This window comes from Mycobacterium canetti CIPT 140010059, from assembly GCF_000253375.1.
Classification (GTDB): Bacteria; Actinomycetota; Actinomycetes; order Mycobacteriales; family Mycobacteriaceae; genus Mycobacterium; species Mycobacterium tuberculosis.
Genome location: NC_015848.1, coordinates 3,255,331 through 3,280,646 on the forward strand (window position 1 = coordinate 3,255,331; position 25,316 = coordinate 3,280,646).

Sequence of the window (25,316 nt, forward strand, 5' to 3'; positions counted from 1 at the left end):
TCCTTGACATGGGTCTAGCCGATGACGCCCCGCTGGGCTATCTGCTCTACCGGGTGGGAGCCGTACTGCGGCCAGAGGTTTCCGCTGCGCTCAGTCCACTCGGCCTGACGCTGCCTGAGTTCGTCTGCCTGAGAATGCTTTCGCAGTCACCGGGACTATCCAGCGCCGAATTGGCCCGGCACGCAAGCGTCACACCGCAGGCGATGAACACGGTGTTGCGCAAGCTGGAAGATGCCGGTGCGGTGGCCCGGCCCGCATCGGTGTCTTCCGGGCGTTCGCTACCGGCTACATTGACCGCTCGAGGCCGCGCCCTGGCGAAGCGCGCCGAGGCCGTCGTACGCGCCGCCGATGCCCGCGTCCTGGCCAGGCTGACCGCGCCTCAGCAACGCGAGTTCAAACGAATGCTGGAGAAGCTCGGGTCCGACTAGATCCGGACGCGGGCTACTCGGCGATATTTGGGGCGTGGATCCGGGCCCAGGGCCGGGCCTCTTCGAGTTCGTAAGCCAGCTCCAGCAGCAGCGCCTCGCGCCCAGTATCAGCCGAGAGCATCATGCCCACGGGCATGCCGTCCGCGGATTGAGCCAACGGTAGCGAAATCGCCGGCACCCCCGTGACGTTCTGCACTGGCGTGAACACGACCCAGCTGCTCAGCCGGTCGAGCACCGTCTGATAGTCGGTAGGCGCAAGGTATCCGACCTGCGGAGTGGCCTCCGCGACCGTTGGCGTGAGCAAGACGTCGTAGGTACCGAAGAACCGCACGCTGCGCCGCCGTAGCATGCGCAGACGCATGATCGCCAACGGCAGCCGGTGCAGGTTGCGGCCGGTATGGCGGGCCAGCCCCAAAGTCAGTTCGTCCAGCCGGGTAGGGTCGAACGTCCTGCCGAATGTGCGCCGGCCGCTGCGCACTTGCGCCAGGGCCAAGAACCCCCAATAGAGCACGAAATCGTCCACGAAACTGACCGGTGCCGGAGGGTGGTCGACGTGTTCTACCCGGTGACCTAGTTCCTCGAGCAGCCCTGCCAACTTCAGCGTCAGCTGCCGCACTTCGGGGCTGGCCTCGCGCAGAACCGAGCGGGTTACTACGGCAATCCTCAGCCGCTGCTTAACGGGGCTTGTGACGTCCCCGACCGGCGGCAGCTGGTGGTTACGCCAAAGGCGCTCGGCCTCGCGGTAGAAGGCTGCGGTGTCGCGTACCGTGCGGGTCAGGACGCCATTGGCGACGATGCCCACCGGCAACCTGCGATACTCCGGCTCCAGCGGCAACCGGCCGCGCGACGGCTTGAGCCCGACCAACCCGTTGCAGGCGGCCGGAATGCGGATCGAGCCGCCGCCGTCGTTGGCGTGCGCGATCGGCACCACGCCGGCTGCCACCAAGGCGCCCGATCCCGATGAGGAGGCACCCGCTGTGTAGTCGGTATTCCACGGATTACGGACCGGTCCCAGCCGAGGGTGTTCGGCCACGGCGCTGAAGCCGAATTCCGACAACTGCGTCTTGCCCAGGGACACCAGCCCGGTGCCCAGCACCACCCGGGTTATCTCGCTGTCGGCGACGGCCGCGTATGGTTCCCACGCGTCGGTGCCATGCATCGACGGCTGTCCGGCAACGTCGACGTTGTCCTTGATGAAGGTCGGCACTCCACTGAAGAACGCTTCCTGGCCCGTACCCATCGCGGCCGCGTCTCGCGCCACGTCGAAAGCCGCATACGCCAACGCGTTCAGTGCCGGGTTAACGGCTTCGGCGCGGGCGATGGCGGCCTCGACGACGTCTGCCCGACCCACTCGACCTGATCGGATGGCGTCGGCGAGGGCGACCGCGTCGAGGTCACCAAGGGCATCGTCAACGAAAGCGTGTACGCGCGACATACCCGGCTAAGCCTGGCCCACCTCGAAGCGGACGAACCGTGTCACCGTCACGCCGGCCACGTCGAGCAGGGCCTTGACGGTCTTCTTATTGTCGGACACCGACGCCTGCTCAAGCAGCACCGCATCCTTGAAGAAGCCGTTCAGCCGGCCCTCGACAATCTTGGGCAGCGCCTGCTCCGGCTTGCCCTCGGCCCTTGCCGTCTCCTCGGCGATGCGGCGTTCGCTGGCCACGATGTCTTCAGGCACGTCGTCGCGGGACAGGTACCGCGCCCGCAGCGCGGCGATTTGCAACGCAACGGCGTGCGCGGCGGCCGCGTCGTCGCCGCGGTACTCGACCAGTACACCCACCGCTGGCGGCAGGTCAGCGGAACGTCGATGCAGGTAGGCTTCCACGGTCCCGTCGAAAATCGCCACACGACGCAGCTCGAGCTTCTCGCCGATCTTGGCCGACAGCTCGGCGATCGCCTGCTCGACGGTCTTGTCGCCGATGCTGGCACCCTTGAGCGCGTCGACGTCGGCGGGCTTAGCTGCTGCCGCCGCCGCGACCACTTGGTCGGCCAGCGTTTGGAACTCCGCGTTCTTGGCAACAAAGTCAGTCTCGCAGTTGAGCTCGATCAGCGCGCCGTCCTTGGCCGCCACCAAGCCCTCGGCCGTAGCCCGCTCGGCACGCTTGCCGACATCCTTAGCGCCCTTGATCCGCAGCGCCTCGACGGCCTTGTCGAAGTCCCCGTCGGTTTCGGCCAGCGCGTTCTTACAGGCGAGCATGCCGGCGCCGGTCAGCTCCCTCAGCCGCTTGACGTCAGCGGCAGTGAAGTTCGCCATATCAGCCTTTCCTAGGATGCATCTGTGGTTGGTTCGGTTGCGCCTGCGGGGGCGTCGGTGAGGGCAGTTGTTGACGCGGTTGCTGATGGCGTTGCCGAAGCTGTCGCCGAGGCCAGCAGCTCTTGCTCCCATTCGGCCAGCGGCTCGGCGGCTTCGGCCTCCGGCTTGCCGTCGGCGCGCCCCAGTCCGGCACGGGCCTGCAGGCCCTCGGCGACCGCGGAAGCGATCACCCTAGTCAGCAGCGCGGCCGAGCGGATCGCGTCGTCGTTGCCTGGGATTGGGTAGTCGACCTCGTCGGGGTCGCAGTTCGTGTCAAGGATCGCGATGACCGGGATGCCCAGTTTGCGGGCCTCACCGACGGCAATGTGCTCTTTGTTCGTGTCGACGACCCAGATCGCCGACGGCACCTTGGCCATGTCGCGGATGCCGCCGAGGCTGCGCTCGAGCTTGTTCTTCTCGCGGGTCAATCCCAAGATTTCCTTCTTGGTGCGGCCCTCGAAGCCACCGGTCTGCTCCATCGCCTCAAGCTCCTTGAGGCGTTGCAGCCGCTTATGCACGGTGGAGAAGTTGGTGAGCATGCCTCCCAGCCAGCGCTGGTTCACATACGGCATGCCGACCCGGGTGGCTTCGGCGGCCACCGACTCCTGCGCCTGCTTCTTTGTGCCGACGAAGAGCACCGACCCACCGTGAGCGACGGTCTCTTTCACGAACTCGTACGCCTTATCGATGAAGGTCAACGTCTGCTGCAGGTCGATGATGTAGATGCCGTTGCGGTCGGTGAAGATGAAACGCTTCATCTTGGGATTCCAGCGACGGGTCTGATGCCCGAAGTGGGTGCCGCTGTCAAGCAGCTGCTTCATGGTGACTACGGCCATACCTATGCCTTACTCATGTGTCGGTTGTTCGCCCGGCATCGGCTGAAGCCGGGCCCTGGCGTCTGCCGCGATGCCGGACCCGGGAGGAAATCCCCGAAGGGAACCGCCGCGGGACCGCCCCGGCATGCTGTTGCGGATCCCGGAAAGGCGGGCCGCGGTGCAGACACGCGAAGTCAGCCCGCCGATGCGAGCTGCGCCGAGTAGTTTACACCGACCCAGCTGGTGATTTTCCCGGCAGCGGAATCCACAGCGACGACATTGTCCACAAAACGGGCGGCGGCGATTGGCCAAATCGCCCGCGCGGCGCTGCACTGCAAAGGTGCGGAGGGTTCTGAGCCGCAGCGTACTGATCCTTTGCTGGTCGCTGCTCGGTGCGGCGCCGGCCCATGCCGACGACTCCCGGCTGGGCTGGCCGCTGCGGCCGCCGCCGGCGGTAGTCCGGCAGTTCGACGCCGCATCGCCCAATTGGAATCCGGGGCACCGCGGTGTCGACCTGGCCGGGCGCCCCGGTCAGCCGGTATACGCGGCCGGCAGCGCGACGGTCGTATTCGCCGGGCTGCTCGCGGGACGGCCGGTGGTTTCACTGGCCCACCCGGGTGGGCTACGCACCAGCTACGAGCCGGTAGTCGCCCAGGTCCGGGTCGGTCAGCCGGTGTCGGCGCCCACCGTGATCGGCGCGCTGGCGGCCGGGCACCCCGGGTGCCAGGCCGCCGCCTGTCTGCACTGGGGGGCGATGTGGGGCCCGGCTTCGGGCGCCAACTATGTCGATCCGCTGGGCCTGCTGAAGTCCACACCGATACGGCTCAAGCCGCTATCCAGCGAAGGGCGGACGCTGCATTACCGCCAAGCGGAACCCGTATTTGTGAACGAAGCCGCCGCCGGTGCTCTGGCCGGCGCTGGCCATCGGAAATCCCCGAAGCAGGGCGTTTTCCGCGGTGCCGCGCAGGGCGGTGACATCGTCGCCCGGCAACCGCCAGGCCGCTGGGTTTGCCCATCGAGCGCGGGCGGCCCAATCGGGTGGCACCGACAATGAACCAGCCGAGCTCCCCTTCCCCAAAGCCGCCGATACCGATCCGCCAATGCTTTCTCGGTCTAGTGCCCAGTACCAGTACGGCTGGGGCGTCTGAACCCCGCCAACAGCACCGCCGCCTGCCACACTTGGGCTCGCCCGCGGGCCGGCGAAGATGGTTGGACCCCAGCTGTCAAGCACCGAGGATCCCGAGTCACCGGCGCCGCCCGGGGTGCCCGGGATCGCTTGCTGGGCGAGCGAAGCCTCGAATTGCAGTAGCCCTTCGTCGAAGTAGCTGATGCCCAGCAACCGAACGATCGTCATCCTGTTGTCAGGCGTAAGACCGAGAAGATTCTCCGCGAGCCATTGCTGCAATGCCGAGTACCACGGGATCAGTGACGTCGACGAGAGTTGCTGCAACAGTTGGGGCACCGCGGCAGTGGTGGCCACCGGTGGGACCGTCGACGATACCGTCGCCGCCGCCTGGCCGGCCAGCGCGGCAGGGCTGGTAGTCACTGGCGCCGGGGTGAACGGGGTCAACTCCGTGGCGATTGCCGCGGAGCCCGCATAGGTGTACATGGCGGCAGCGTCTTGGGCCCACATCTCGGCGTATTGGGCCTCGGTGGCCGCGATCGCCGGGGTGTTCTGCCCGAAAAAGTTGGTCGCGACCAGCGCCACCAACAGCGCGCGGTTGGCAACGACCACCGGCGGGGGCACCGTCATCGCAAACGCCAGCTCATAGGCTGCCGCGGCCGCTCTGGCCTGCATGCCCGCCTGTTCAGCCTGACCGGCGGTGGCGCTGAGCCACGCCACATAAGGCGTGACCGCGGCCACCATCGACGCCGCTGCGGGCCCCACCCAGTACGCACCGGTCAGCTCCGAGATGGCCAACCGGTAGCCGCCGGCGGCCAAGCCCAATTCAGCCGCCAAACTATCCCAGGCCGCCGCGGCGGCCATCATGGGCCCCGATCCCGGACCTGCGTACATTCGACCGGAGTTGATCTCGGGCGGCAACACCCCAAAGTCCAACGCCCATCCCTCCCTAGCCGGCCGGGATCACGGCGTGGTTACGCGCCCCACCCGAATAGGCGGTGGCACGTGATGCGGTCACGAACTGGTCTTGAATCGCCAGCCTCAGGTCGCTGATCGCTGACAGCGGCCCCGGTCGTCGAACAAGCCAGTCCATCCTGTGCCCTCATCGCTGATAGCTGGATTTTGGCGGCTTGACATCGGCCGCACCAGCGTTTCTGGGTAAGTGCTTACAAACGAGACGCATTTGCTGTGACCGGAGCCGAATGTTTGATTCCCGGCCAGCTACCGTTCACCTGAAGGAAGTCGGCGCGTTACCCACAGCTCGATATTCGGGGTCCTGCCGGCCCGAACCGCCACCGCACAATCGATGCCGGCTTCGCGGCTACCGTCGACTCCATGACCGTTGCCAGCACCGCTCACCATACACGTCGGCTACGTTTCGGGTTGGCGGCACCGTTGCCCCGCGCGGGCACCCAGATGCGCGCCTTCGCGCAGGCTGTCGAGGCCGCCGGGTTCGACGTGCTGGCCTTCCCGGACCACCTGGTGCCTTCGGTTTCGCCGTTCGCAGGCGCGACCGCCGCGGCGATGGCCACGCAACGACTGCACACCGGCACATTGGTGCTCAACAACGACTTTCGCCATCCCGTGGACACCGCTCGAGAGGCGGCCGGTGTGGCAACCCTCGCCGAAGGCCGCTTCGAACTGGGACTGGGCGCCGGACACCGGAGGTCCGAATACGACGCCGCCGGCATTACCTTCGATTCCGGGGCAACACGGGTGGCGCGGCTCATCGAATCGGCGCACCTGATCCGTGCGCTGCTGGACGCGGAGCCCGTCGACTTCGACGGGCAGCATTACCGGGTGCACGCCGAAGCGGGCTCACTGGTGGCACCGCCGAAGGTCCGGGTCCCCCTGCTAGTGGGCGGCAACGGGACCGAGGTGCTGCGGCTGGGCGGACGCATCGCCGACATTGTCGGCCTGGCCGGGATCAGCCACAACCGCGACGCCACCCAGGTCCGGTTCACCCACTTCGACGCCGACGGCCTGGCCGACCGGATCGCCGTGGTACGTCACGCGGCCGGCGATCGCTTCGAAGCCATTGAGCTCAACGCGCTGATCCAGGCGGTGGTCTGCACCAACGACCGAAACGCGGCGGCCGCCGAACTGGCCGCCACCTTGGGCGGGATCACGCCCGAGCAGGTCCTCGAGTCGCCGTTTCTGCTGCTCGGTACCCACGAGCAGATGGCCGAGGCTCTCGCCGCGCGGCAGCGGCGGTTCGGTGTCAGCTATTGGACGGTGTTCGACGAGTGGGCTGGCCGCGCGTCGGCAATGCGCGACATCGCCGAGGTCATCGCGCTCCTGCGCTACGGCTAGGCCCGCGGATGGGCCCGCTCGTGCACCGCCCGCAACCGGGCGACCGCGACGTGGGTGTACAGCTGCGTGGTCGCCAGGCTGGAATGACCGAGCAGCTCCTGGACCACCCGCAGGTCGGCGCCACCTTCCAGCAGGTGGGTCGCCGCGCTGTGCCGCAGCCCGTGCGGCCCCATATCGGGTGCGCCGTCCACCGCGGCCACGGTCTGGTGCACCGCAGTGCGTGCTTGCCGCACGTCAAGGCGCCGGCCCCGGGCACCCAGCAGCAGCGCGTGCCCGGACTCCGCGGTGACCAGCGCGCGACGGCCGTCGACCAGCCAGGCGTGCAGCGCATCGGCGGCTGGCTGCCCGAACGGGACGGTGCGCTGCTTGTTGCCCTTGCCGAGCACCCGAACCAACCGATGGCCGGTGTCGATGTCGTCGACGTCCAGGCCGCACAGCTCGCTGACCCGGATACCGGTGGCGTACAACAGCTCGACGATCAACCGGTCCCGCAGCGCCAGCGGATCACCTTGCTCTGCACCAGATTCGGCAGCCGCCATGGCGCGCAGCGCCTGATCCTGACGCAGCACCGCCGGCAAGGTGCGACGGGCCTTCGGCACCTGTAGCCGGGCCGCAGGATCACCGGCCAGTAGCCCGCGCCGCACCGCCCAGGCGGTGAATGCCTTAACCGCCGAAGTGCGCCGCGCCAGCGTCGTGCGGGCGGCGCCCGCTCCCGCCGTCGCGGCCAGCCAAGACCGCAGGACCGAAAGGGTTAGTGCGTCCAGACTCGATCCGCGATCGGCGAGAAACGCGAAGAGCGATCTTAGATCGCCCAGGTAGGCACGACGGGTGTGCACCGACCGACCGCATTGCAGGGCAAGGTATTCGTCGAACTCGTCAAGGATCGCCTGCACTCCCCCACAGTCGCAGGCATGACGTCTCGAGCCCGAGTCGACGCGCCGCACCGTGTCCGGGGTGAGATCTTTCGGCCTGGGATAGCCGACCTAGTGAGTCCCGGCCTCCGCCTCAGCCAGTTCTTTCTTCCATTTGCGGAACATCTCCTCGGTGCGTCCGCGCCGCCAGTAACCGGAGATCGACGACGCCCATTTGGCATCCACACCGCGCTCGTTGCGAACGTATGGCCGCAAGTTATGCATGACGGCTTGCGCCTCACCGTGAATAAAGACGTGGACCTGTCCCGGCAGCCACGCGGTGGTGGTGACCGCCTCGATCAGCGGCGCGTGATCACCGGCGCGGTCCTCGGGAACCAGATCGGCGCGCCCGCCGCGATAGACCCAGTTCACCTCGACGGCATCCGGCGCGGTCAGGCCGATCTCGTCGTCCGGGCCGGCAACTTCGATGAATGCCCTACCGATTGCGTCGGGGGGCAACGCTTCCAGCGCGGCGGCGATGGCGGGGATCGCCGATTCGTCACCCGCCAGCAAATGCCAGTCGGCGGCTGGGTCGGGGGCGTACGCGCCGCCGGGGCCCATCAGGTAGATCGGTTGCCCACGCTGGGCCCCAGCCGCCCACGGACCGGCTACCCCGTGCTCACCGTGCAGCACGATGTCCACGGCGATCTCGCGGGCCGCGGCGTCGACATGACGAACGGTCATGGTGCGCACCGGCGGCCGCTTCGCGGTGGGCAGGTCGGCGAAGCTGTCCAGGGTCAGCGGCCGGGGCAACCGCCCGACATCGACATCGTCGTCGACGAACACCAGCTTGATATAAGAGTCGGTGAAGTCGCTGGGGACGAATGTGTCGAAGCCGCTGCCGCCGAGCACTACCCGGACCATGTGCGGCGCGAGGTGTCGGGTAGCGACAACCTCAAAGGCGTGCAATGGTCGACCCGCCACATGTCCTCCTGTCCAGACCCGACCCGCGTCGACTATACGAGCCGGGCCGCTGCACCCTTGGCCGCGGCCTGACCACCACCGGCGCGCAATATTCGCCACCGCCCGTCGCGACACTCGGCCAACCCGGCGACCTCGAGGATTGCCAGCGGACCTAGCACCTGCGCGGGCAGCAGCCCGGAGCCGACAGCGATCTCATCAATGGTAGCGGCGCCGCGGCCCGGCAGGGCCTCGTACACTTGGCGTTCGGCTTCGCTTAGCACGTCGAGCGCTGCGCCGGGCCGCGGTTCATCACCGGCCAACTCACCGATGTGACCGACGAACTCGACGATATCGTCGGCCCGGGTGACCAACTCCGCGCCGTGGCGAAGCAGCGTATGACAGCCCGCCGATGCCGAGGATGTCACCGGGCCGGGCACCGCTGCCACCACCCGGCCCAATGCCCGCGCCCAGGCAGCGGTGTTGGCGGCGCCGCTGCGCAGGCCCGCTTCCACCACTACCGCCGCCCTCGCGACCGCGGCCACCAACCGGTTGCGGGTTAGGAACCGGTGCCGGGCCGGACGGACACCGGGCGGGTATTCGGTGAACAGCACCCCATGTTGGGCAATGCGATGTAGCAACGCCGAATGGCCCGCCGGATACGGGATGTCAAATCCGCCGGCCAGTACGGCCACGGTGATGCCCTCGGAATCCAGCGCCGCGCGGTGAGCCGCACCGTCGATCCCGTAGGCGCCACCGGAGACGACCGCGACGTCGCGCTCTGCCAACCCGGCGGCCAGATCGGCCGCGACATGCTCGCCGTAGGCCGTCGCAGCCCGGGTTCCAACGACGGCGGCCGCACGTGGTGCCACTTCGTCCAGGCGCGCGGGGCCCAGGGCCCACAACACCAGCGGCGAGTGGCCGCACGGCCTTGCCCGGGCTCCGGCGCCACTGAAAGCGGCGAACGCCAGCACCGGCCACTCGTCGTCGTCGGGAGTGATCAGACGCCCACCGCGGCGCATGAGTAGCTCGAGATCGTCTGCGGCCCGGTCTATTTCGCGTCGGGCACCGGTGTGCTGCGCCAGCTCGTTACCGACCTGCCCGCGGCGCACCCGGTCGGCGGCCTCCACGGGGCCCACACATCGCACCAGCGCGGCCAGCTGGGCGCACGGCGGTTCGGCCACCCGGGACAGATAGGCCCACGCCCGCGCCGTCGGATCGATCATCGTCGTGCTCCGGTTTGCCGGAAGCTCAGGGCGGCGGCGACCTCGTCGATGCCTGGCGATGTGCGACCGGCCAAGTCGGCCAAACTCCAGGCCACCCGCAAGGTGCGATCCACACCGCGGATGCTGAGTAGCCCGCGGTCCAGCGCGGTGCGCAACGGGAGCATCGCGGCGCTGCTGGGCCGAAACTTGCGGCGCAACAGCGGCCCGCTGACTTCGGCGTTGGTCCGGAACCCATGTGGCCGCCATCGTTGCGCGGCCGCCTCCCGGGCCAGCGCCACCCGCTGGCGAACCTGCGACGTCGACTCGCCGTCCGCGGCCGAGAACGCCCCGGCCCGAAGCCGATGCATCTGCACCCGTAGGTCCACCCGATCCAGCAACGGCCCAGACAGTTTGCCCAGATACCGTCGTTTGGTAGCCGCCGCACAGATGCAATCCTGTGGATCGGCGGGCGCGCACGGGCACGGGTTGGCGGCTAGCACGAGCTGAAACCGTGCCGGGTAGCACGCCACCCCGTCACGGCGCGCTAGGCGGATTTCACCGTCCTCCAACGGTGTTCGCAATGCTTCCAGCGCGCTAAGGCTGATCTCGGCGCACTCGTCCAGGAACAACACCCCGCGATGCGCCCTGCTGACCGCCCCTGGGCGAGCCATCCCCGATCCCCCGCCGACAAGCGCCGCAACGCTGGAACTGTGGTGCGGCGCCACGAACGGCGGCCGGGTAATCAACGGTGTGTCCCCCGACAGCAGGCCAGCCACCGAGTGGATCGCGGTCACCTCCAACGACTCGCTGCCCGACAGCGACGGCAACAGCCCCGGAAGACGTTGCGCCAGCATTGTTTTGCCGACACCCGGTGGACCAGTCAGCATGAGGTGATGCGCCCCGGCGGCGGCCACCTCGACGGCGAACCGTGCTTGGGACTGGCCCACCACATCGGCGAGGTCCGCCGCAGACTCGGGGGTGGTGTCGGCCGTGGTGATCCGCCCGGCCAAGCCGGTGGACCCGCGTAGCCAGCTCTGCAACTGCCCCAGCGTGCGAACACCCCGGACGTCGATTCCGTCCACCAGGCTGGCCTCGGGCAGGTTGTCGGCCGGAACGACGACGGCCGGCCAACCGTCACGTTTGGCTGCCAGCACGGCGGGCAACACCCCACGCACCGGACGCACCCGTCCGTCCAGCGACAATTCACCCAGCAGCAGCGTGTTCTCCAGACGTTCCCACGGCTTCTTTTGCTGCGCCGACAACACCGCCGCGGCCAGGGCGATGTCGTAGACCGAGCCCATTTTCGGCAGCGTCGCCGGCGACAGCGCGAGCGTGAGCCTGGCCATCGGCCAGCTGTTTCCGCAATTGGTGACCGCCGCGCGGACCCGGTCGCGGGACTCCTGCAATGCAGCATCGGGCAGACCCACCAGATGCACACCCGGCAACCCTGAGGTGATGTCGGCTTCGATTTCCACGATCTCGCCGTCCAGCCCCCGCACCGCGACCGAGAACGCACGCCCCAGCGCCATCAGCCGATCCCCTGCAGGTGGGTGAGCTCTGGGGTGCGGCCTGAATTCTTGGGGCCGACTCGCACGCCGATCACATCGATGCGCACCGCAGCCCAGCGCTCTTCCTGGTCGGCCAGCCACAGCCCGGCCAGGCGACGCAGGCGGCGAACCTTGCGCTCGGTCACCGCGTGCGCGAGCCCCCCATAACCGTCGCCGGTGCGGGTCTTGACCTCGACGAACACCACCGTGCGGGTGGCAGCGTCGCAGGCGATCACGTCCAGCTCGCCGTAGCGGCAACGCCAGTTGCGGTTCAAGATCCGCAACCCCATGCTGGTCAGGTAGTCCACCGCTAGGGCCTCGCCCATCGCTCCCAGCTGAACCCGAGTCATCGTCTTCAGGGTTGTCATGCGGCCAACCTGCACGCTGGCCCCGACATCACCTGCCACGAATCGCGTCTCACCGATGCCGCGACGACCAGTTATCCCCAGTCGCGGCCCTGTCCACAGCCCCAGTACTGCGCGGGATCACGACACCGCGTCCTTGTCATCATCGTCTCCGTCACATAGCAACTTCTCGGGTCCCGGCTACTCGCAACGCACCGCAGGCGGCACACGCCGATCCAGCAACATCATGTTCGGCGCCGGAAGAGTCCCGTTAGGTGATTCGGTCCGCTCTGGTGTAGACGTTCATCGAGTCCCCCCGCAGGAAAGCCACCAGCGTGATCCCGGACGCGTCGGCCAACGAAACCGCCAGCGACGACGGCGCGGATACCGCGGCCAGCACCGGAATCCCAGCCATCAGCGCCTTTTGGGTCAACTCGAACGACGCCCGCCCGCTGACCAACAACACCGAGGCGCCAAGCGGTATTCGGTCACGCTCGAAAGCCCAGCCGATGACCTTGTCGACCGCATTGTGCCGGCCGATATCCTCACGCACGGCAAGCATGGCGCCGTCCACCCCGAATAGTGCCGCAGCGTGCAGCCCACCGGTTCTCGCGAAAACCTTTTGCGCGCGCCGAAGTTGGTCCGGCATCGCCTTGAGAGTGTCGGCGGCGACGGTAGCGGGATCGCCGCCCGGTGCGAATCGGCTGACCTGGCTCACCGCCTGAAGCGACGCCTTACCACAGACTCCGCACGACGAGGTGGTGTAGAAGGTGCGGGTGACATCGACATCGGGCGGCTTGACGCCGGGCGCCAGAGCCACATCCAAAACGTTGTACGTGCTGGCCCCTGTGGCATTGCCCTCGACGCGCCTGCCACAGTAGCTAACGGTCAGCACGTCTTCGCGGTGCGCAACCACCCCTTCGGCAAGCAGAAAGCCTTGCACCAGTTCGAAATCCGATCCTGGCGTGCGCATGGTCACGGTAACCGGCGTCCCATTGACGCGGATCTCCAGCGGCTCCTCGACGGCCAAGGTTTCCGGCCGGGTGATCACCTGATCGGCGCTGAGATGCCTGACCCGCCGATGCGCCGTTGCGTACCCCACTAGGCCGTTGGCTCCAATCGCACGATGATCGCCTTCGACACCGGGGTGTTCGATTGGGCCGCGGTATGGTCGAGCGGAACCAGCGGATTGGTCTCCGGGTAGTAGGCCGCAGCATTGCCGACCGGCGTCGAATATGCCACCACCAGAAAGTCTTTTGCCCGCCGTTCTTGCAGACCGCCTTGGCCGTCGGTCCACTCCGACACCAGGTCGACACGGTCACCCGCCGTCAAACCGAACGTTTCGATGTCGGCCGGGTTGATGAACACCACCCGGCGTCCGCCCTTCACGCCGCGATATCGGTCGTCGAGCCCGTAGATCGTGGTGTTGTACTGGTCATGGCTGCGTAGGGTCTGTAGCACCAGCCGGCCGGGCGGCACCGGCACCCACTGCAACGGATTGACCGCGAAGTTAGCTTTGCCTGTGCTGGTACGGAATTCGCGCGCATCGCGCGGCGGGTGCGGCAATTGGAATCCGTCGGGCGCACGCACCTTGTGGTTGTAGTCGTCACAGCCGGGCACCACCGCGGCGATGGCGTCACGGATGGTGTCGTAGTCATCTGCGAACCGTTCCCATGGCACCGGATGTCCGGGGCCGAACAAGGCGCGGGCCAGCTGGCAGATGATCTGCACCTCGCTGCGCACCTGATCGCTGGGCGGGTGCAGGCTACCACGCGACAGATGCACCATCGACATCGAATCCTCAACCGACACCAATTGTTTGCGACCATTGCGGGTATCGCGATCGGTCCGACCCAGCGTCGGCAGGATCAGCGCGGTGGCGCCGTGGACAAGGTGGCTGCGGTTGAGCTTGGTCGAGACTTGCACAGTCAGCGCGCACCTGCGCAAGGCCGCCTCGGTGACGGCGGTGTCGGGGGTGGCCGACGCGAAGTTTCCGCCCATGCCCATGAAGACGCTGACCCGACCGTCGCGCATGGCCCGGATTGCGGCCACGGTGTCAAAGCCGTGCGCTCGGGGGCTGGTAATGCCGAACTCACGATCCAGCGCCGCCAGGAACTGCTCGGGCATCTTCTCCCAGATCCCCATCGTGCGGTCCCCTTGTACGTTGGAATGCCCGCGCACCGGGCACACCCCCGCGCCGGGTTTGCCGATCATGCCCCGCAGCAGCAGCACGTTGGTGACCTCACCGATGGTGGCCACGGCGTGGGCGTGTTGGGTCAAGCCCATAGCCCAGCAGATGACCGTGCGCTGCGACGCCATCAACATCGCGGCGACCCGCTGAAGTTGCGCGAGTTCGATGCCGGTGGCGTCCATCACGGTGTCCAAGCCGACCTGCAGAGTCCGGCGGCGGTACCCGTCGAATCCGGCACAATGGTTGTCGACGAACGACCGGTCGACAACGCTGCCGGGGACCCTCTCCTCGGCCTCCAACAACAACCTGCCTAACCCGGCGAACAATGCCATGTCCCCGCCGAGGCGGATCTGCACGAACTCGTCGGCGATCGGGATACCATGTCCCACAACCCCGTTCACCTTCTGCGGATCTTTGAACCGAATCAACCCGGCCTCGGGCAGCGGGTTCACGGCGATGATCTTGGCGCCGTTGGCCTTCGCTTTCCCCAGCACCGACAGCATGCGGGGATGATTGGTACCGGGGTTTTGTCCGGCGATCACGATCAGGTCGGCGTGCTCGACGTCACCGATGGTCACCGAGCCTTTTCCGATTCCGATCGAGTCGGTCAGCGCCGCACCCGAGGACTCGTGGCACATGTTGGAGCAGTCGGGCAGGTTGTTGGTGCCGAAAGAGCGCACGAGCAGCTGGTAACAGAACGCCGCTTCGTTGCTGGTGCGCCCCGATGTGTAGAACACGGCCCGGTCGGGACTGTCCAACCCGTTGAGCTGCTCGGCGATCAGCTGATAAGCGGCATCCCAGCTGATGGGCCGGTAGTGGTCATCACCGGGGCGCAAGACCATCGGGTGGGCGAGCCGGCCTTGCTGGGACAGCCAATATTCGGGCTTCCCGGACAGCTCCGCCACCGAGTGCCGAGCGAAGAACTCCGCAGTGACGGTACGCTTGGTGGCCTCTTCGGCGACTGCCTTGGCGCCGTTCTCGCAGAACTCGGCCAGCTTGCGTCCGCCGGGCTCCTCCGGCCACGCGCAGCCTGGGCAGTCGAAGCCGTTACGCTGATTCAACCGAGCCAGCGCCGCCGCGGTGCGCAGCGCGCCCATCTGCTGCATCCCCCGCTGCAGCGATACCATCACCGCCCGCACGCCCGCGGCCTCGCGTTTGCGCGGCGCCACCGTTACCGCCTGCTCGTCATAGTCGGCGAGGACGTCGCGAGACGCCGCCGACCGCTGCCACCTCACCGCCTCAACGTACATCCACGACCGACCGACTGCCGCACACAGCCGATTGACGTGTTACGGCGCTTGGGGCAGCTATTCCGGCAGGCGCAGCTCGGGTTTTTCGACTTCCTCGATGTTGACGTCCTTGAACGTGACCACCCGCACCTGTTTGACGAACCGTGCCGGCCGGTACATGTCCCACACCCAGGCGTCAGCCAGCCGCAGCTCGAAGTACACCTCACCGTCGGTATTCCGCGGCACCATCTCCACACTGTTTGCCAAATAGAAACGTCGCTCGGTTTCTACGACGTAGCTGAACTGGCCGACGATGTCCTTGTATTCGCGATACAGCGAGAGCTCCATCTCGGTTTCATACTTTTCGAGATCCTCTGCACTCATCTGCTCAGACGTCCTTCTCCCTGCCGGTTCCCCGGCTTCCCCGCTCAGTGCCCCTAAGTGCCCTGAGCGCGACCCGTGGCCCGCATTGTCGCTGGGTGGGAACTCTTGCTCCATCTTCCCTCACCCGTCTGTGCCGTCCCGTCCCGAGGGTCGGGTTGGCCGTCGGCGACCTCTGCGGTGTTCGACCCACTCGCCACCCGGCGAACATTGATGAACGAGTAACGGTGCTGCGGGCAGGGTCCCAATCGGGCCAGCGCCCGGCTGTGCGCCGGGGTGCTGTAACCCTTGTGCTCCGCGAAACCGTACCCGGGGTGATCGGCGTCCAACGCAACCATCACGCGGTCCCGGCTGACCTTGGCGAGCACGCTAGCCGCGGCGATGCAGGCGGCTGCCGCGTCGCCACCGATCACCGGCAACGACGGCATCGGCAGTCCTGGCACGCGAAAGCCGTCGCTGAGCACATAACCGGGCCGCACCGCCAGACCGGCCACCGCGCGCCGCATACCTTCGATATTGGCCACGTGCACGCCGCGGCGGTCGACCTCGGCCGACGGGATGAACACCACGTGATAGGCCACCGCATACCGGCAGATCAGCGGGAACAGCTTCTCCCGCGCTTGCTCGCTGAGCTTCTTCGAATCATCAAGGGCGGCAAGACTTGCTATCCGCCCGGGGCCAAGCACGCAGGCCGCGACCACCAACGGGCCAGCGCAGGCGCCGCGACCCACTTCGTCGACCCCGGCCACCGGCCCCAGACCACCACGATGCAGCGCGGACTCCAGGGTGCGCATTCCCCGCAAACCCCCAGATTTACGGATCACCGTCCGCGGTGGCCAGGTCTTGGTCATATTCCAGCCATGGCTACCGACCTTGCTGGGGATTCACCGAACGCACAACACCCCAACGCGACGGCGGCCACACGATCAACCTGGCCTTACCGATGACGTTGGCCACCGGCACGGTCCCCGGTAGCGGATCGTCAGTACATAGCAACGGGCAGTGAGCGCGGGAATCCGCCGAATGGGTGCGGTTGTCGCCCATCACCCAGACACGCCCGGGCGGGACGGTGACCGGCCCGAACTCGCTGCCCAGGCACGGGTATATCGACGGGTCGGCCATCATGGTGGCCGGATCCAGGTATGGCTCCTTCAGTGGCCTGCCGTTGACCGTCAGGCCGGTGTCGGACCGGCATTGAACCGTCTGTCCGCCGACCGCGATGACACGCTTGACCAGGTCGTTCTCGTCGGGAGGCACGAAACCGATGAACGACAACGCGTTCTGCACCCAGCGCACGGCGACGTTGTGCGAACGGATCGACTTGTAACCAACGTTCCACGACGGCGGTCCCCTGAAGACGATGACGTCGCCAGGTTGCGGTGAGCCGAAGCGGTAGCTGAGTTTGTCCACCATGATGCGGTCGCCGACGCACGTCGAACACCCGTGCAACGTGGGTTCCATCGATTCCGACGGAATCAGATAAGGGCGCGCGACAAACGTCAGCATGACGTAGTAGAGCACCACAGCAATCACCGCCAGCACCGCGAACTCCCGCAGCGTTGATCGCTTCGCGGGCCGCGGCTCGTCCGTTTTGGCCGCCTTGGAGTCGCCTTCGGAGTCCGCATCCGGGGCTGCGTCGAACGGGGCTGCGTCGAAGACCTGGCCGGCAATGTCCGGGTCCCGGGAGGAGAGCTCCGGCTCTGCCGGACCCGGCTGGCGCTCCGATGGGGAGTCCGTGGTTTCGGTCACGAGATCAGCGTAGCCAGCGCAGGTGGCGGCTTTCGAACATCGCCGAGACGTTCCCGGTCAGCGCTTCTCCTTGATCTTGGCCTTCTTTCCGCGCAGTTCGCGCAGGTAGTACAGCTTGGCGCGGCGAACATCGCCACGGGTCACCACCTCGATATGGTCGATGTTCGGCGAGTGCACGGGGAAGGTCCGTTCGACGCCGACGCCGTAGCTCTCCTTGCGCACCGTGAACGTCTCGCGGATGCCCCCGCCCTGCCGGCGGATCACCACGCCCTTGAACACCTGGAGACGTTCCTTGGCGCCCTCGATCACCTTGACATGCACGTTGATGGTGTCGCCCGGGTTGAACGCCGGGATGTCGTCGCGCAACGACGGCTTGTCGACGAAGTCCAGCCGGTTCATTGGAAATGACCATCCTTGGGGTCGCGGCGTGGTTACCCCCCACACGCAGCGTGCGGTGGTCACCAAGCCGGTGGGTTCGGGCTTATTGGTGCATCTCGCAGCAGGCGGCACGCAACCCGGCCGACCACCGCGACAGACAACTGCTCAATTGTGCCAGACGGTACGCATGCAGTGAAATCACAGGAAATCTCCGGTGGTTCGCGGCCGTCGAAAAGCGCCCGCAAATGGTACACATGACTTACATATGACTAGGGTCAAACCGCGCGTGTGGAAACCCGAAGCTTGGCGTGACACCCAACAGAGGGCACTTAAGAGGGCAATGCGGCCGCCTACCTGCACGTTTTCGCGATGTCAGAGGATGCCGAAGGAGAACAATGCGAGCACGGCCGCTGACGTTGCTCACCGCTTTGGCGGCGGTGACATTGGTGGTGGTTGCGGGCTGCGAGGCCCGAGTCGAGGCCGAAGCATATAGCGCGGCCGACCGCATTTCGTCTCGACCGCAAGCGCGACCTCAGCCGCAGCCGGTGGAGCTACTGCTGCGCGCCATCACGCCGCCTAGGGCTCCGGCGGCGTCGCCGAACGTCGGGTTTGGCGAACTGCCTACCCGGGTCCGGCAGGCAACCGATGAGGCCGCCGCCATGGGCGCCACCCTCTCGGTGGCGGTGCTCGATCGCGCCACTGGCCAGCTGGTCTCCAACGGCAACACGCAGATTATCGCTACCGCGTCGGTGGCCAAGCTGTTCATCGCCGACGATCTGCTGCTGGCCGAGGCCGAGGGCAAAGTCACATTGTCCCCAGAGGACCATCATGCGTTGGACGTCATGCTGCAGTCATCCGACGATGGTGCGGCCGAGCGATTCTGGAGTCAGGACGGCGGCAATGCCGTCGTCACTCAAGTCGCGCGCCGATATGGGCTCAGGTCGACCGCGCCTCCCAGCGACGGGCGCTGGTGGAACACAATCAGCTCCGCGCCAGACCTGATCCGCTACTACGACATGCTGCTCGACGGGTCCGGCGGCCTACCACTGGATCGGGCCGCCGTCATCATCGCCGACCTGGCCCAGTCCACACCGACCGGGATCGACGGCTACCCGCAGCGGTTCGGCATCCCCGACGGTTTGTACGCCGAACCGGTCGCAGTCAAACAGGGCTGGATGTGCTGTATCGGCAGCAGCTGGATGCATCTGTCCACCGGGGTGATCGGCCCGGAACGCCGCTACATCATGGTGATCGAGTCACTGCAGCCCGCCGACGACGCCACCGCTCGAGCAACCATCACGCAAGCCGTCAGAACGATGTTTCCCAACGGCCGGATCTGACGCTCGTCCGGTCGCCTCACCGGCGCGAGCAGACGCAAAAGCCACCACACGTTCGGCGTGTCGGGGGATTTCGCGTCTGCTCGCCAGCGGGGCTAGTCGGGGTGGGACAGGTCGGGGCGTCGTTCGCGGGTGCGCTGCAGCGAGACCTCTCTGCGCCAGGCGGCAATTCGGGCATGGTCGCCGGAGAGTAGGACCTCGGGTACATCGAGGCCACGCCAGCTCGCCGGCCGGGTGTAGCTCGGACCCTCAAGGAGCCCGTCCAGGCCCGTTGAGTGCGAATCATCTTGGTGGGAAGTGGGATTGCCGAGAACACCGGCCAACAGTCGCAGCACGGCTTCGACCATCACCACGGCCGCCGACTCCCCGCCGGGCAATACGTAGTCGCCGATCGAGACTTCTTCGACGCGCATTCGCCGGGCGGCATCCTGCACGACCCGCTGGTCGATGCCTTCGTAGCGGCCGCAGGCGAACACCAGATGGCTCTCGGTGGTCCAGCGCTGGGCGGTGGCCTGGGTAAACAACACACCGGCGGGCGTGGGAACAATCAACAACGTTTCGCTGGAACAAATTTCGTCAAGCGCTTCACCCCACACCGGCGCCTTCATCACCATTCCCGGGCCGCCGCCGTAGGGTGCGTCGTCCACCGAGTGATGCACATCGTGGGTCCAGCGCCGCAGGTCGTGCACGTTAAGGTCGACCAGGCCCGATTCGATCGCCTTGCCCGGCAACGACTGTCGCAACGGGTCCAGGCAGGCGGGGAAGATCGTCACGATATCGATGCGCACGCCTTACTCCAGATTCAGCAAGCCATGGGGCGGATCAATCTCAACGATGCCGTCGTCCAATGACACCGACGTGACGATGGCACGCACAAACGGCACCAAAACCTCATCGGAATCACGCTTGACCGCCAGCAACTCACCAGCGGCGGTGTGCACCACTTCGGTGACGACACCAACACCCTCCCCCGTCGCCGTCTGGACCATAAGCCCCACCAGCTGGTGATCGTAATAGGTGTCCGGCTCGTCGATCGGGGGCAAGTCATCGGCGTCGATCACGAACAAGCTGCCGCGCAACGCGTCGGCTGCGTCTCGATCGGCCACTCCAGCGAGTCGCACCAACAGGCGGCCGCCGTGCTGCCGCACACTTTCGATGACGTAACTCACCGCACTGCCCTCGGCACCACCGTCAAAAGGCCCCTTGGCGCGCAACCTGGTACCCGGCGCAAACCGGTCAGCTGGGTCGTCGGTGCGGATCTCGACGACGACCTCGCCGGTGACACCGTGCGACTTCACCACCCGCCCGACTACCAGCTCCATGAGCGGGGCTCCGCTACTGGTCGGTGTCCACCACGTCGACGCGGATACCGCGGCCACCGATACCGGCTACCAGAGTGCGCAATGCGGTAGCGGTGCGTCCCCCACGACCGATCACCTTGCCCAGGTCGTCTGGATGAACGTGGACTTCGACGGTGCGCCCCCGCCGACTGGTTATCAGGTCTACCCGGACATCGTCAGGATTGTCGACGATCCCACGGACCAGATGCTCAACAGCGTCAACGACGACGGCGCTCATTTCCCCGTCAGCTTTCCGCCGTCAGCTCGGCCTGCTCGCCACCCAGCGCCGGCGTGTCCGGCTGCTCAGGCTGCGGCGCTGGCTCAGCAGCCTTGGCAGCCTTTTTGGCCGGCGACTTCTTCTTCGGTTTGGTGGCCTCGGTGGTAGGACCACCGTCGGCGGCGGCCAACGCGGCGTTGAACACCTCGAGCTTGCTGGGCTTGGGTGCGGCGACCTTCAACCGGCCCTGAGCGCCAGGTAGGCCCTTAAACTTCTGCCAATCCCCGGTGATCTTCAGCAGCTTGAGGACGGGCTCGGTGGGCTGAGCACCCACCGAGAGCCAGTACTGGGCACGCTCGGAGTTGATCTCGATGAGACTCGGCTCTTCTTTGGGGTGGTACCGGCCGATTACCTCGATCGCTCGGCCGTCGCGGCGGGTGCGCGCATCGGCGACGGCGACGCGGTACTGAGGATTGCGGATCTTGCCAAGCCGAGTGAGCTTGATCTTCACAGCCATGATTGAGCGCTCCTATTGGTGTCACGCTGCAATTCAGCGACCCGGGCGGGATGCCCGGATCCGGTTTTGCCTCGCGTGTATGACCACCGGGCGGCAACCCCGAACAGGACAAGTCGTCGCGCGGTGGACAGCCGCCAATTGTGCCAGAACGTGATGCTGGGGCAGTAATTCGCCCAGCGGGCTTCACATCATTTTCTGGAAGCACTTGGTTTCGACCCGCCTGATGATCCGCCAGCCATCGGGGGTGCGCACGAAATCGTCGTCGTACCACAGTCCACAGAACAGCACTTGCTGCCGGTCGCCGGCGAACACCATCGGGTTGAAGCAGATCACCCGCGACGACGCGGTATCGCCGTCGACACGGACCGAGAAGTTGCCCAACATGTGCGCATATACCGGGAAGTTTCCCAGCACCTGCGACAGCCATTGCTTGATCTTCGGATACCTGCCGTCGATGCCACCTAGCGCGCGATAGTCGATATAGGCGTCGGGGGTGAACACCCGGTCAAGATCGTCGAATCGGCGCTGGTCAATCGCGCTGGAGTAGTCCACCAGCAACTGCTGGATTTCCAACCGGTCGGAAATTTCGGCCACGCTCAACATGCTCCGATCCAACACCGCACACATCGGCCGGACAGCCCCCGACCAGCCCGAGAATAGGCCTACCGGAGCCCTGGAAGTTAAACTCTGCGCCCATGCGAAAGCTCATGACCGCGACCGCCGCGCTCTGTGCCTGCGCAGTCACCGTCAGTGCGGGTGCCGCGTGGGCCGATGCCGACGTGCAGCCGGCCGGCTCCGTGCCGATCCCCGATGGCCCGGCTCAGACCTGGATCGTGGCCGACCTCGATAGCGGTCAGGTGCTAGCCGGCCGCGACCAAAACGTGGCCCATCCGCCCGCGAGCACCATCAAGGTGCTGTTGGCGCTGGTGGCACTCGACGAGCTGGACCTGAACTCCACGGTCGTCGCCGACGTCGCCGACACACAGGCCGAGTGCAACTGCGTCGGCGTCAAACCGGGGCGCAGCTACACCGCGCGCCAGCTGCTCGACGGCCTGTTGCTGGTGTCGGGCAACGACGCCGCCAACACGTTGGCGCACATGCTGGGTGGCCAAGACGTCACCGTGGCCAAGATGAACGCCAAAGCCGCCACCCTAGGTGCGACGTCCACCCACGCGACGACGCCGTCCGGCCTAGACGGACCCGGCGGCTCCGGGGCGTCCACCGCGCACGACCTGGTGGTCATCTTCCGGGCCGCGATGGCCAATCCGGTGTTCGCGCAGATCACCGCCGAGCCCTCGGCGATGTTCCCCAGCGATAACGGCGAACAGCTGATCGTCAACCAGGACGAGCTGCTGCAGCGGTACCCGGGCGCGATCGGCGGCAAGACGGGCTACACCAACGCCGCTCGCAAGACGTTCGTGGGTGCCGCCGCCCGCGGCGGCCGCCGCCTGGTGATCGCCATGATGTACGGGCTGGTCAAAGAGGGCGGACCGACGTATTGGGATCAGGCTGCGACCCTGTTCGACTGGGGTTTCGCCCTCAACCCGCAGGCCAGCGTCGGCTCGCTCTAGCACCGCGAGCAGACGTGGGCGCTGGTGCGCCCATCATGTTCTTTTGCGTCTGCTGGCGCTCATAGGCCGGCGGTCAGCAGCGCCGTCAGCATGGGAATCCGCTGTTCCTCGAGTTCGGGCTGCGGCAGTACCCCTCGCACAATGGCGGCGCCGTCGAAGACGTTGGTCATCAACGCCACGACGACCGGAAATGTCTCCTCCGGAAAGCTCTCGGCACCCGGCAGAGCACGCGCGGCGTCGTGGATCTTCGCGCTGTACTGCCCCAGCACATTCTGCAGCGTCTCCTTGAGCTTCTCGTCGGTGCGCGCGGCGACCATAAGCTCGTAGAGCACCGCATTCGTGGAGCCGGCCGTGATGTCCCGCAAAATCGTCAGCGCCGCCGGAAGCGCCGGCCGATCGGCCGGTATTTCGGCGACTTGCTTGGTGAACGTTTCCAGCTGACGGCGCAACACCTCGTATGCCGTGGCCGCCATGAAATCACCCATCGTTTCGAAGTGCCGGAACAGGGCGCCTACCGACACCCCAGCCCGCTTGGTGATCACGGCAGCCGATGCCCGCGCGTAGCCGACCTCGATGATCGTGTCGATGCTGGCCTGCAGAAGCCGTGCAACGGTTTCTTCGCGGCGCTGCTGCTGGGTCCTGGCCATGTCAGGCAGAACGGCTCAGAGCGGCGCCAAGCTCACCCGCCCGCAGGTAGCGACCCGACTTCACGTTCTGCCCGTAGCCGTCGCGGAACTGACCTCCGAACTGGCCTCCGCGGAATACCACGGTGCCGCCCACGCCCGTCGCAACCACGGTCGCATCGTTGCGGTTGACCATGCGTCGCAGACCGCCATAGTAGGGCACCGCCTCCTCGTGGTACCCGTCCACCGATTCATCTAGGTGGGTAGGGTCAATCACCGCGAAGTCCGCACGGTCACCCTGGCGCAACGTGCCCGCGCCTATACCGAACCACTCGGCCAACTCACCGGTGAGGCGATACACTGCCCGCTCGATGGACAGAAACGGTTGTCCGGCCCGGTCGGCGTCTCTGGCTCGTTTGAGCAGCCGAAGCCCGAAGTTGTAGAACGCCATATTGCGCAGGTGCGCGCCGGCGTCGGAGAAGCCCATGTGGACACTCGGTTCGGCGGCCAGCTTGTTCAGCTGGTTGGGCCGGTGATTGGCGACGATGGTGGTCCATCGGACATTGCGCTCCCCGTTGTCCACCAGCACATCGAGGAACGCGTCCAGCGGGTGCAGCCCGCGCTCGTCGGCTATTGCCCCGAAACTCTTACCGATCAACGACTTATCCGGGCATTCGACGATCACGGCGTCGTGGAAGTCCCGATGCCACAACGAAGGTCCGAGCTTGATGCGATCGAACTCGCGCCGGAACGACCGGCGGTAAGACCTGTCGGCCAGGAGCTCGTTGCGCTGCAGTTGGTCACGCAGATGAAGGGCCGCCGTTCCGGCGCCGAACTCCTCGAAGACCGGCAGGTCGATGCCGTCGGAGTACAGCTCGAACGGGACCGGCAGATGCTGGAATCGCACCTGAGAGCCTAAGAGCTTGTTCAGCACGCGGGTGCCCAACCCGAACACGTGTACCGCCAGCGGCATCGACTTGGCGTCGGCGGACACCAACATGCTCATTCGAACGCCCTTGCGCCGGTTGAATATCCGGCTGCTGGCCAAGAAAAACAGCAGCGCGGACACCGGGTTGTCGACGTCGGGTGCGCTCTGCAGTATCCGGCCCCGGCGGCGCAGCACCGAGATCAGCTTGCGACGCTCCCGCCAGGTCGCGAAGGTGGACGGCAGCGCACGCGAGCGGAAGCGGTCGCCGTCGAGCTTGTCGATAGCGGCGTCCATCCCGGACATGCCCAGCATCCCGGCCTCGAGCGCCTCATCGAGCAGTTTCGCCATCTTCGCCAGCTCGGCTTCGGTGGGCCGGACGGTGTCGTCGGTGGCACGATCAAGGCCCAGTACCGCGGTCCGCAGATCCGAATGGCCAAGCAGTGAACTCACATTCGGCCCGAGGGGCAGGGCGTCGATCGCTTCGATGTACTCCGCGGGCGTCGACCACGTCTGGTTGTCCCGCAGGGCACCCAGGACAAATTCGCGGGGCACCGCTTCAACACGGCTGAACAGGTCGGCGGCATCCTCGGAGTTGGCGTAGACCGTCGACAGCGAGCAGTTTCCCAGCAGCACCGTGGTGACACCGTGGCGCACCGACTCCCGCAAACCAGGATCGAGCAACACCTCGGCGTCATAGTGGGTGTGCACGTCGATGAAGCCAGGCACGACCCACTTCCCCGCCGCATCAACCACCTCCGGGCAGCCGGTCTCGTCCAGTGCGCCGGCAGCCACCGTGGCCACCACGCCGTCGCGAATGCCCAGAGTCCGAGTCAATGGCGCATTGCCGGTGCCGTCGAACCACAGTCCGTCGCGAATGATCACGTCGTAGGTCACCGTTTCCTCCAGGTCGTTGAGTTGCCGCCAAGCTAACATAGATAGCGATCACTCGCAATCTTTTTGGCTGACGCCGCTT

26 protein-coding genes and 1 pseudogene are annotated in these 25,316 nt (G+C 66.5%); 5 read left to right on the forward strand and 22 right to left on the reverse strand.

The window, feature by feature from the left end; all coding sequences use genetic code 11:
* The first annotated feature begins 8 nt into the window (after nucleotides 1-8).
* A complete protein-coding gene (locus MCAN_RS15295) occupies nucleotides 9-428 on the forward strand; it encodes a MarR family winged helix-turn-helix transcriptional regulator (protein WP_003899525.1) in 420 nt (139 codons plus the stop codon).
* Between the two features lie 13 nt (nucleotides 429-441).
* Here the strand turns inward: MCAN_RS15295 and MCAN_RS15300 are convergent, their stop codons facing one another.
* The 3 genes from MCAN_RS15300 to rpsB are packed head-to-tail and all read right to left on the reverse strand — an operon-like array spanning nucleotide 442 to nucleotide 3,560.
* Nucleotides 442-1,863: an amidase gene (locus MCAN_RS15300; protein WP_014001478.1), complete on the reverse strand. Its 1,422-nt coding sequence runs from the start codon at nucleotides 1,861-1,863 to the stop codon at nucleotides 442-444.
* Nucleotides 1,864-1,869: 6 nt separating this feature from the next.
* The gene (gene tsf / locus MCAN_RS15305; protein WP_003899527.1) at nucleotides 1,870-2,685 is read right to left on the reverse strand and encodes a translation elongation factor Ts; all 816 of its coding nucleotides are present in this window, start codon (nucleotides 2,683-2,685) and stop codon (nucleotides 1,870-1,872) included.
* Nucleotides 2,686-2,696: 11 nt separating this feature from the next.
* Nucleotides 2,697-3,560 (reverse strand): 30S ribosomal protein S2, encoded by an 864-nt coding sequence (rpsB, locus tag MCAN_RS15310; protein WP_003899528.1) that lies wholly within the window; start codon nucleotides 3,558-3,560, stop codon nucleotides 2,697-2,699.
* 319 nt (nucleotides 3,561-3,879) lie between these two features.
* Here rpsB and MCAN_RS23075 point away from each other — a divergent pair.
* Nucleotides 3,880-4,239: pseudogene (locus tag MCAN_RS23075) on the forward strand (M23 family metallopeptidase); the annotation flags it as partial.
* Between the two features lie 132 nt (nucleotides 4,240-4,371).
* Here MCAN_RS23075 and MCAN_RS23080 read toward each other — a convergent pair.
* Nucleotides 4,372-5,598 carry a PPE family protein gene (locus MCAN_RS23080; RefSeq protein WP_014001479.1) on the reverse strand — a complete coding sequence of 409 codons (1,227 nt, stop codon included), beginning with the start codon at nucleotides 5,596-5,598 and terminating at the stop codon, nucleotides 4,372-4,374.
* 399 nt (nucleotides 5,599-5,997) lie between these two features.
* Between MCAN_RS23080 and MCAN_RS15325 the strand changes: the two genes are divergently transcribed.
* A complete protein-coding gene (locus MCAN_RS15325; RefSeq protein WP_003414686.1) occupies nucleotides 5,998-6,975 on the forward strand; it encodes an LLM class F420-dependent oxidoreductase in 978 nt (325 codons plus the stop codon).
* Here the strand turns inward: MCAN_RS15325 and MCAN_RS15330 are convergent.
* The 11 genes from MCAN_RS15330 to rplS all read right to left on the reverse strand — a co-directional run bounded on the left by MCAN_RS15330 (nucleotide 6,972) and on the right by rplS (nucleotide 17,831).
* Nucleotides 6,972-7,868 carry a tyrosine recombinase XerC gene (locus tag MCAN_RS15330; protein WP_003414689.1) on the reverse strand — a complete coding sequence of 299 codons (897 nt, stop codon included), beginning with the start codon at nucleotides 7,866-7,868 and terminating at the stop codon, nucleotides 6,972-6,974. The two genes, MCAN_RS15325 and MCAN_RS15330, sit on opposite strands and share 4 nt — an antisense overlap.
* A gap of 90 nt (nucleotides 7,869-7,958) precedes the next feature.
* The gene (locus MCAN_RS15335) at nucleotides 7,959-8,810 is read right to left on the reverse strand and encodes a siderophore-interacting protein (protein ID WP_003900590.1); all 852 of its coding nucleotides are present in this window, start codon (nucleotides 8,808-8,810) and stop codon (nucleotides 7,959-7,961) included.
* Nucleotides 8,811-8,842: 32 nt separating this feature from the next.
* Nucleotides 8,843-10,012 carry a DNA-processing protein DprA gene (dprA, locus tag MCAN_RS15340; RefSeq protein ID WP_014001480.1) on the reverse strand — a complete coding sequence of 390 codons (1,170 nt, stop codon included), beginning with the start codon at nucleotides 10,010-10,012 and terminating at the stop codon, nucleotides 8,843-8,845.
* The gene (locus tag MCAN_RS15345) at nucleotides 10,009-11,520 is read right to left on the reverse strand and encodes a YifB family Mg chelatase-like AAA ATPase (RefSeq protein ID WP_003414700.1); all 1,512 of its coding nucleotides are present in this window, start codon (nucleotides 11,518-11,520) and stop codon (nucleotides 10,009-10,011) included. Before MCAN_RS15345 ends, dprA begins: the two co-directional genes overlap by 4 nt.
* A complete protein-coding gene (locus MCAN_RS15350; protein WP_003414702.1) occupies nucleotides 11,520-11,906 on the reverse strand; it encodes a YraN family protein in 387 nt (128 codons plus the stop codon). The genes MCAN_RS15345 and MCAN_RS15350 overlap by 1 nt, the downstream gene beginning before the upstream one ends.
* A gap of 247 nt (nucleotides 11,907-12,153) precedes the next feature.
* Entirely contained in the window at nucleotides 12,154-12,984 is an 831-nt protein-coding gene (gene fdhD, locus MCAN_RS15355) for a formate dehydrogenase accessory sulfurtransferase FdhD (protein WP_003414705.1), read from the reverse strand.
* The gene (locus MCAN_RS15360) at nucleotides 12,984-15,323 is read right to left on the reverse strand and encodes an FdhF/YdeP family oxidoreductase (RefSeq protein WP_014001481.1); all 2,340 of its coding nucleotides are present in this window, start codon (nucleotides 15,321-15,323) and stop codon (nucleotides 12,984-12,986) included. The genes fdhD and MCAN_RS15360 overlap by 1 nt, the downstream gene beginning before the upstream one ends.
* Nucleotides 15,324-15,380: 57 nt before the next feature.
* Entirely contained in the window at nucleotides 15,381-15,686 is a 306-nt protein-coding gene (locus MCAN_RS15365) for a DUF2469 domain-containing protein (RefSeq protein ID WP_003414710.1), read from the reverse strand.
* 53 nt (nucleotides 15,687-15,739) lie between these two features.
* The gene (locus MCAN_RS15370; RefSeq protein ID WP_003414713.1) at nucleotides 15,740-16,534 is read right to left on the reverse strand and encodes a ribonuclease HII; all 795 of its coding nucleotides are present in this window, start codon (nucleotides 16,532-16,534) and stop codon (nucleotides 15,740-15,742) included.
* A gap of 13 nt (nucleotides 16,535-16,547) precedes the next feature.
* On the reverse strand, nucleotides 16,548-17,432 hold the full coding sequence (gene lepB / locus MCAN_RS15375; RefSeq protein ID WP_003414715.1) for a signal peptidase I: 885 nt from the start codon (nucleotides 17,430-17,432) through the stop codon (nucleotides 16,548-16,550).
* Nucleotides 17,433-17,489: 57 nt separating this feature from the next.
* The gene (gene rplS / locus MCAN_RS15380; protein WP_003414717.1) at nucleotides 17,490-17,831 is read right to left on the reverse strand and encodes a 50S ribosomal protein L19; all 342 of its coding nucleotides are present in this window, start codon (nucleotides 17,829-17,831) and stop codon (nucleotides 17,490-17,492) included.
* Between the two features lie 374 nt (nucleotides 17,832-18,205).
* On the opposite strand from rplS, the gene MCAN_RS15385 reads away from it, so the two are divergent.
* Nucleotides 18,206-19,150, forward strand: coding sequence for a serine hydrolase (locus MCAN_RS15385; RefSeq protein WP_003414720.1), 945 nt, complete (start codon nucleotides 18,206-18,208; stop codon nucleotides 19,148-19,150).
* A gap of 92 nt (nucleotides 19,151-19,242) precedes the next feature.
* On the opposite strand, the gene trmD is transcribed toward MCAN_RS15385, so the two are convergent.
* The 5 genes from trmD to MCAN_RS15410 all read right to left on the reverse strand — a co-directional run bounded on the left by trmD (nucleotide 19,243) and on the right by MCAN_RS15410 (nucleotide 21,824).
* Nucleotides 19,243-19,935: a tRNA (guanosine(37)-N1)-methyltransferase TrmD gene (gene trmD, locus MCAN_RS15390; protein WP_014001482.1), complete on the reverse strand. Its 693-nt coding sequence runs from the start codon at nucleotides 19,933-19,935 to the stop codon at nucleotides 19,243-19,245.
* Nucleotides 19,936-19,938: 3 nt separating this feature from the next.
* The gene (gene rimM / locus MCAN_RS15395; protein ID WP_003414726.1) at nucleotides 19,939-20,469 is read right to left on the reverse strand and encodes a ribosome maturation factor RimM; all 531 of its coding nucleotides are present in this window, start codon (nucleotides 20,467-20,469) and stop codon (nucleotides 19,939-19,941) included.
* Nucleotides 20,470-20,482: 13 nt separating this feature from the next.
* Nucleotides 20,483-20,725: an RNA-binding protein gene (locus MCAN_RS15400; RefSeq protein ID WP_003414728.1), complete on the reverse strand. Its 243-nt coding sequence runs from the start codon at nucleotides 20,723-20,725 to the stop codon at nucleotides 20,483-20,485.
* A 7-nt stretch (nucleotides 20,726-20,732) separates the two neighbouring features.
* A complete protein-coding gene (rpsP, locus tag MCAN_RS15405) occupies nucleotides 20,733-21,221 on the reverse strand; it encodes a 30S ribosomal protein S16 (RefSeq protein WP_003414731.1) in 489 nt (162 codons plus the stop codon).
* 183 nt (nucleotides 21,222-21,404) lie between these two features.
* On the reverse strand, nucleotides 21,405-21,824 hold the full coding sequence (locus MCAN_RS15410; RefSeq protein WP_003912031.1) for a nuclear transport factor 2 family protein: 420 nt from the start codon (nucleotides 21,822-21,824) through the stop codon (nucleotides 21,405-21,407).
* 92 nt (nucleotides 21,825-21,916) lie between these two features.
* Between MCAN_RS15410 and dacB2 the strand changes: the two genes are divergently transcribed.
* Nucleotides 21,917-22,792: a D-alanyl-D-alanine carboxypeptidase DacB2 gene (gene dacB2, locus MCAN_RS15415; RefSeq protein WP_003414736.1), complete on the forward strand. Its 876-nt coding sequence runs from the start codon at nucleotides 21,917-21,919 to the stop codon at nucleotides 22,790-22,792.
* A gap of 59 nt (nucleotides 22,793-22,851) precedes the next feature.
* Here the strand turns inward: dacB2 and MCAN_RS15420 are convergent, their stop codons facing one another.
* Nucleotides 22,852-23,439 (reverse strand): TetR/AcrR family transcriptional regulator, encoded by a 588-nt coding sequence (locus MCAN_RS15420; RefSeq protein ID WP_014001483.1) that lies wholly within the window; start codon nucleotides 23,437-23,439, stop codon nucleotides 22,852-22,854.
* Nucleotide 23,440: 1 nt separating this feature from the next.
* Nucleotides 23,441-25,276 (reverse strand): N-acyl-D-amino-acid deacylase family protein, encoded by a 1,836-nt coding sequence (locus MCAN_RS15425; RefSeq protein ID WP_014001484.1) that lies wholly within the window; start codon nucleotides 25,274-25,276, stop codon nucleotides 23,441-23,443.
* Between the last annotated feature and the right edge of the window lie 40 nt (nucleotides 25,277-25,316).

What these genes read in the sequence shown, in the direction of transcription:
- MCAN_RS15295 (WP_003899525.1), top strand. Translation starts at nt 9, where the DNA reads ATGGGTCTAGCCGATGACGCCCCGCTGGGCTATCTGCTCTACCGGGTG.
- MCAN_RS15300 (WP_014001478.1), bottom strand. Translation starts at nt 1,863, where the DNA reads ATGTCGCGCGTACACGCTTTCGTTGACGATGCCCTTGGTGACCTCGAC.
- tsf (WP_003899527.1), bottom strand. Translation starts at nt 2,685, where the DNA reads ATGGCGAACTTCACTGCCGCTGACGTCAAGCGGCTGAGGGAGCTGACC.
- rpsB (WP_003899528.1), bottom strand. Translation starts at nt 3,560, where the DNA reads ATGGCCGTAGTCACCATGAAGCAGCTGCTTGACAGCGGCACCCACTTC.
- MCAN_RS15325 (WP_003414686.1), top strand. Translation starts at nt 5,998, where the DNA reads ATGACCGTTGCCAGCACCGCTCACCATACACGTCGGCTACGTTTCGGG.
- dprA (WP_014001480.1), bottom strand. Translation starts at nt 10,012, where the DNA reads ATGATCGATCCGACGGCGCGGGCGTGGGCCTATCTGTCCCGGGTGGCC.
- MCAN_RS15345 (WP_003414700.1), bottom strand. Translation starts at nt 11,520, where the DNA reads ATGGCGCTGGGGCGTGCGTTCTCGGTCGCGGTGCGGGGGCTGGACGGC.
- MCAN_RS15350 (WP_003414702.1), bottom strand. Translation starts at nt 11,906, where the DNA reads ATGACAACCCTGAAGACGATGACTCGGGTTCAGCTGGGAGCGATGGGC.
- MCAN_RS15360 (WP_014001481.1), bottom strand. Translation starts at nt 15,323, where the DNA reads ATGTACGTTGAGGCGGTGAGGTGGCAGCGGTCGGCGGCGTCTCGCGAC.
- MCAN_RS15365 (WP_003414710.1), bottom strand. Translation starts at nt 15,686, where the DNA reads ATGAGTGCAGAGGATCTCGAAAAGTATGAAACCGAGATGGAGCTCTCG.
- MCAN_RS15370 (WP_003414713.1), bottom strand. Translation starts at nt 16,534, where the DNA reads ATGACCAAGACCTGGCCACCGCGGACGGTGATCCGTAAATCTGGGGGT.
- rplS (WP_003414717.1), bottom strand. Translation starts at nt 17,831, where the DNA reads ATGAACCGGCTGGACTTCGTCGACAAGCCGTCGTTGCGCGACGACATC.
- MCAN_RS15385 (WP_003414720.1), top strand. Translation starts at nt 18,206, where the DNA reads ATGCGAGCACGGCCGCTGACGTTGCTCACCGCTTTGGCGGCGGTGACA.
- rimM (WP_003414726.1), bottom strand. Translation starts at nt 20,469, where the DNA reads ATGGAGCTGGTAGTCGGGCGGGTGGTGAAGTCGCACGGTGTCACCGGC.
- MCAN_RS15400 (WP_003414728.1), bottom strand. Translation starts at nt 20,725, where the DNA reads ATGAGCGCCGTCGTCGTTGACGCTGTTGAGCATCTGGTCCGTGGGATC.
- rpsP (WP_003414731.1), bottom strand. Translation starts at nt 21,221, where the DNA reads ATGGCTGTGAAGATCAAGCTCACTCGGCTTGGCAAGATCCGCAATCCT.
- MCAN_RS15410 (WP_003912031.1), bottom strand. Translation starts at nt 21,824, where the DNA reads ATGTTGAGCGTGGCCGAAATTTCCGACCGGTTGGAAATCCAGCAGTTG.
- dacB2 (WP_003414736.1), top strand. Translation starts at nt 21,917, where the DNA reads ATGCGAAAGCTCATGACCGCGACCGCCGCGCTCTGTGCCTGCGCAGTC.
- MCAN_RS15420 (WP_014001483.1), bottom strand. Translation starts at nt 23,439, where the DNA reads ATGGCCAGGACCCAGCAGCAGCGCCGCGAAGAAACCGTTGCACGGCTT.
- MCAN_RS15425 (WP_014001484.1), bottom strand. Translation starts at nt 25,276, where the DNA reads ATGTTAGCTTGGCGGCAACTCAACGACCTGGAGGAAACGGTGACCTAC.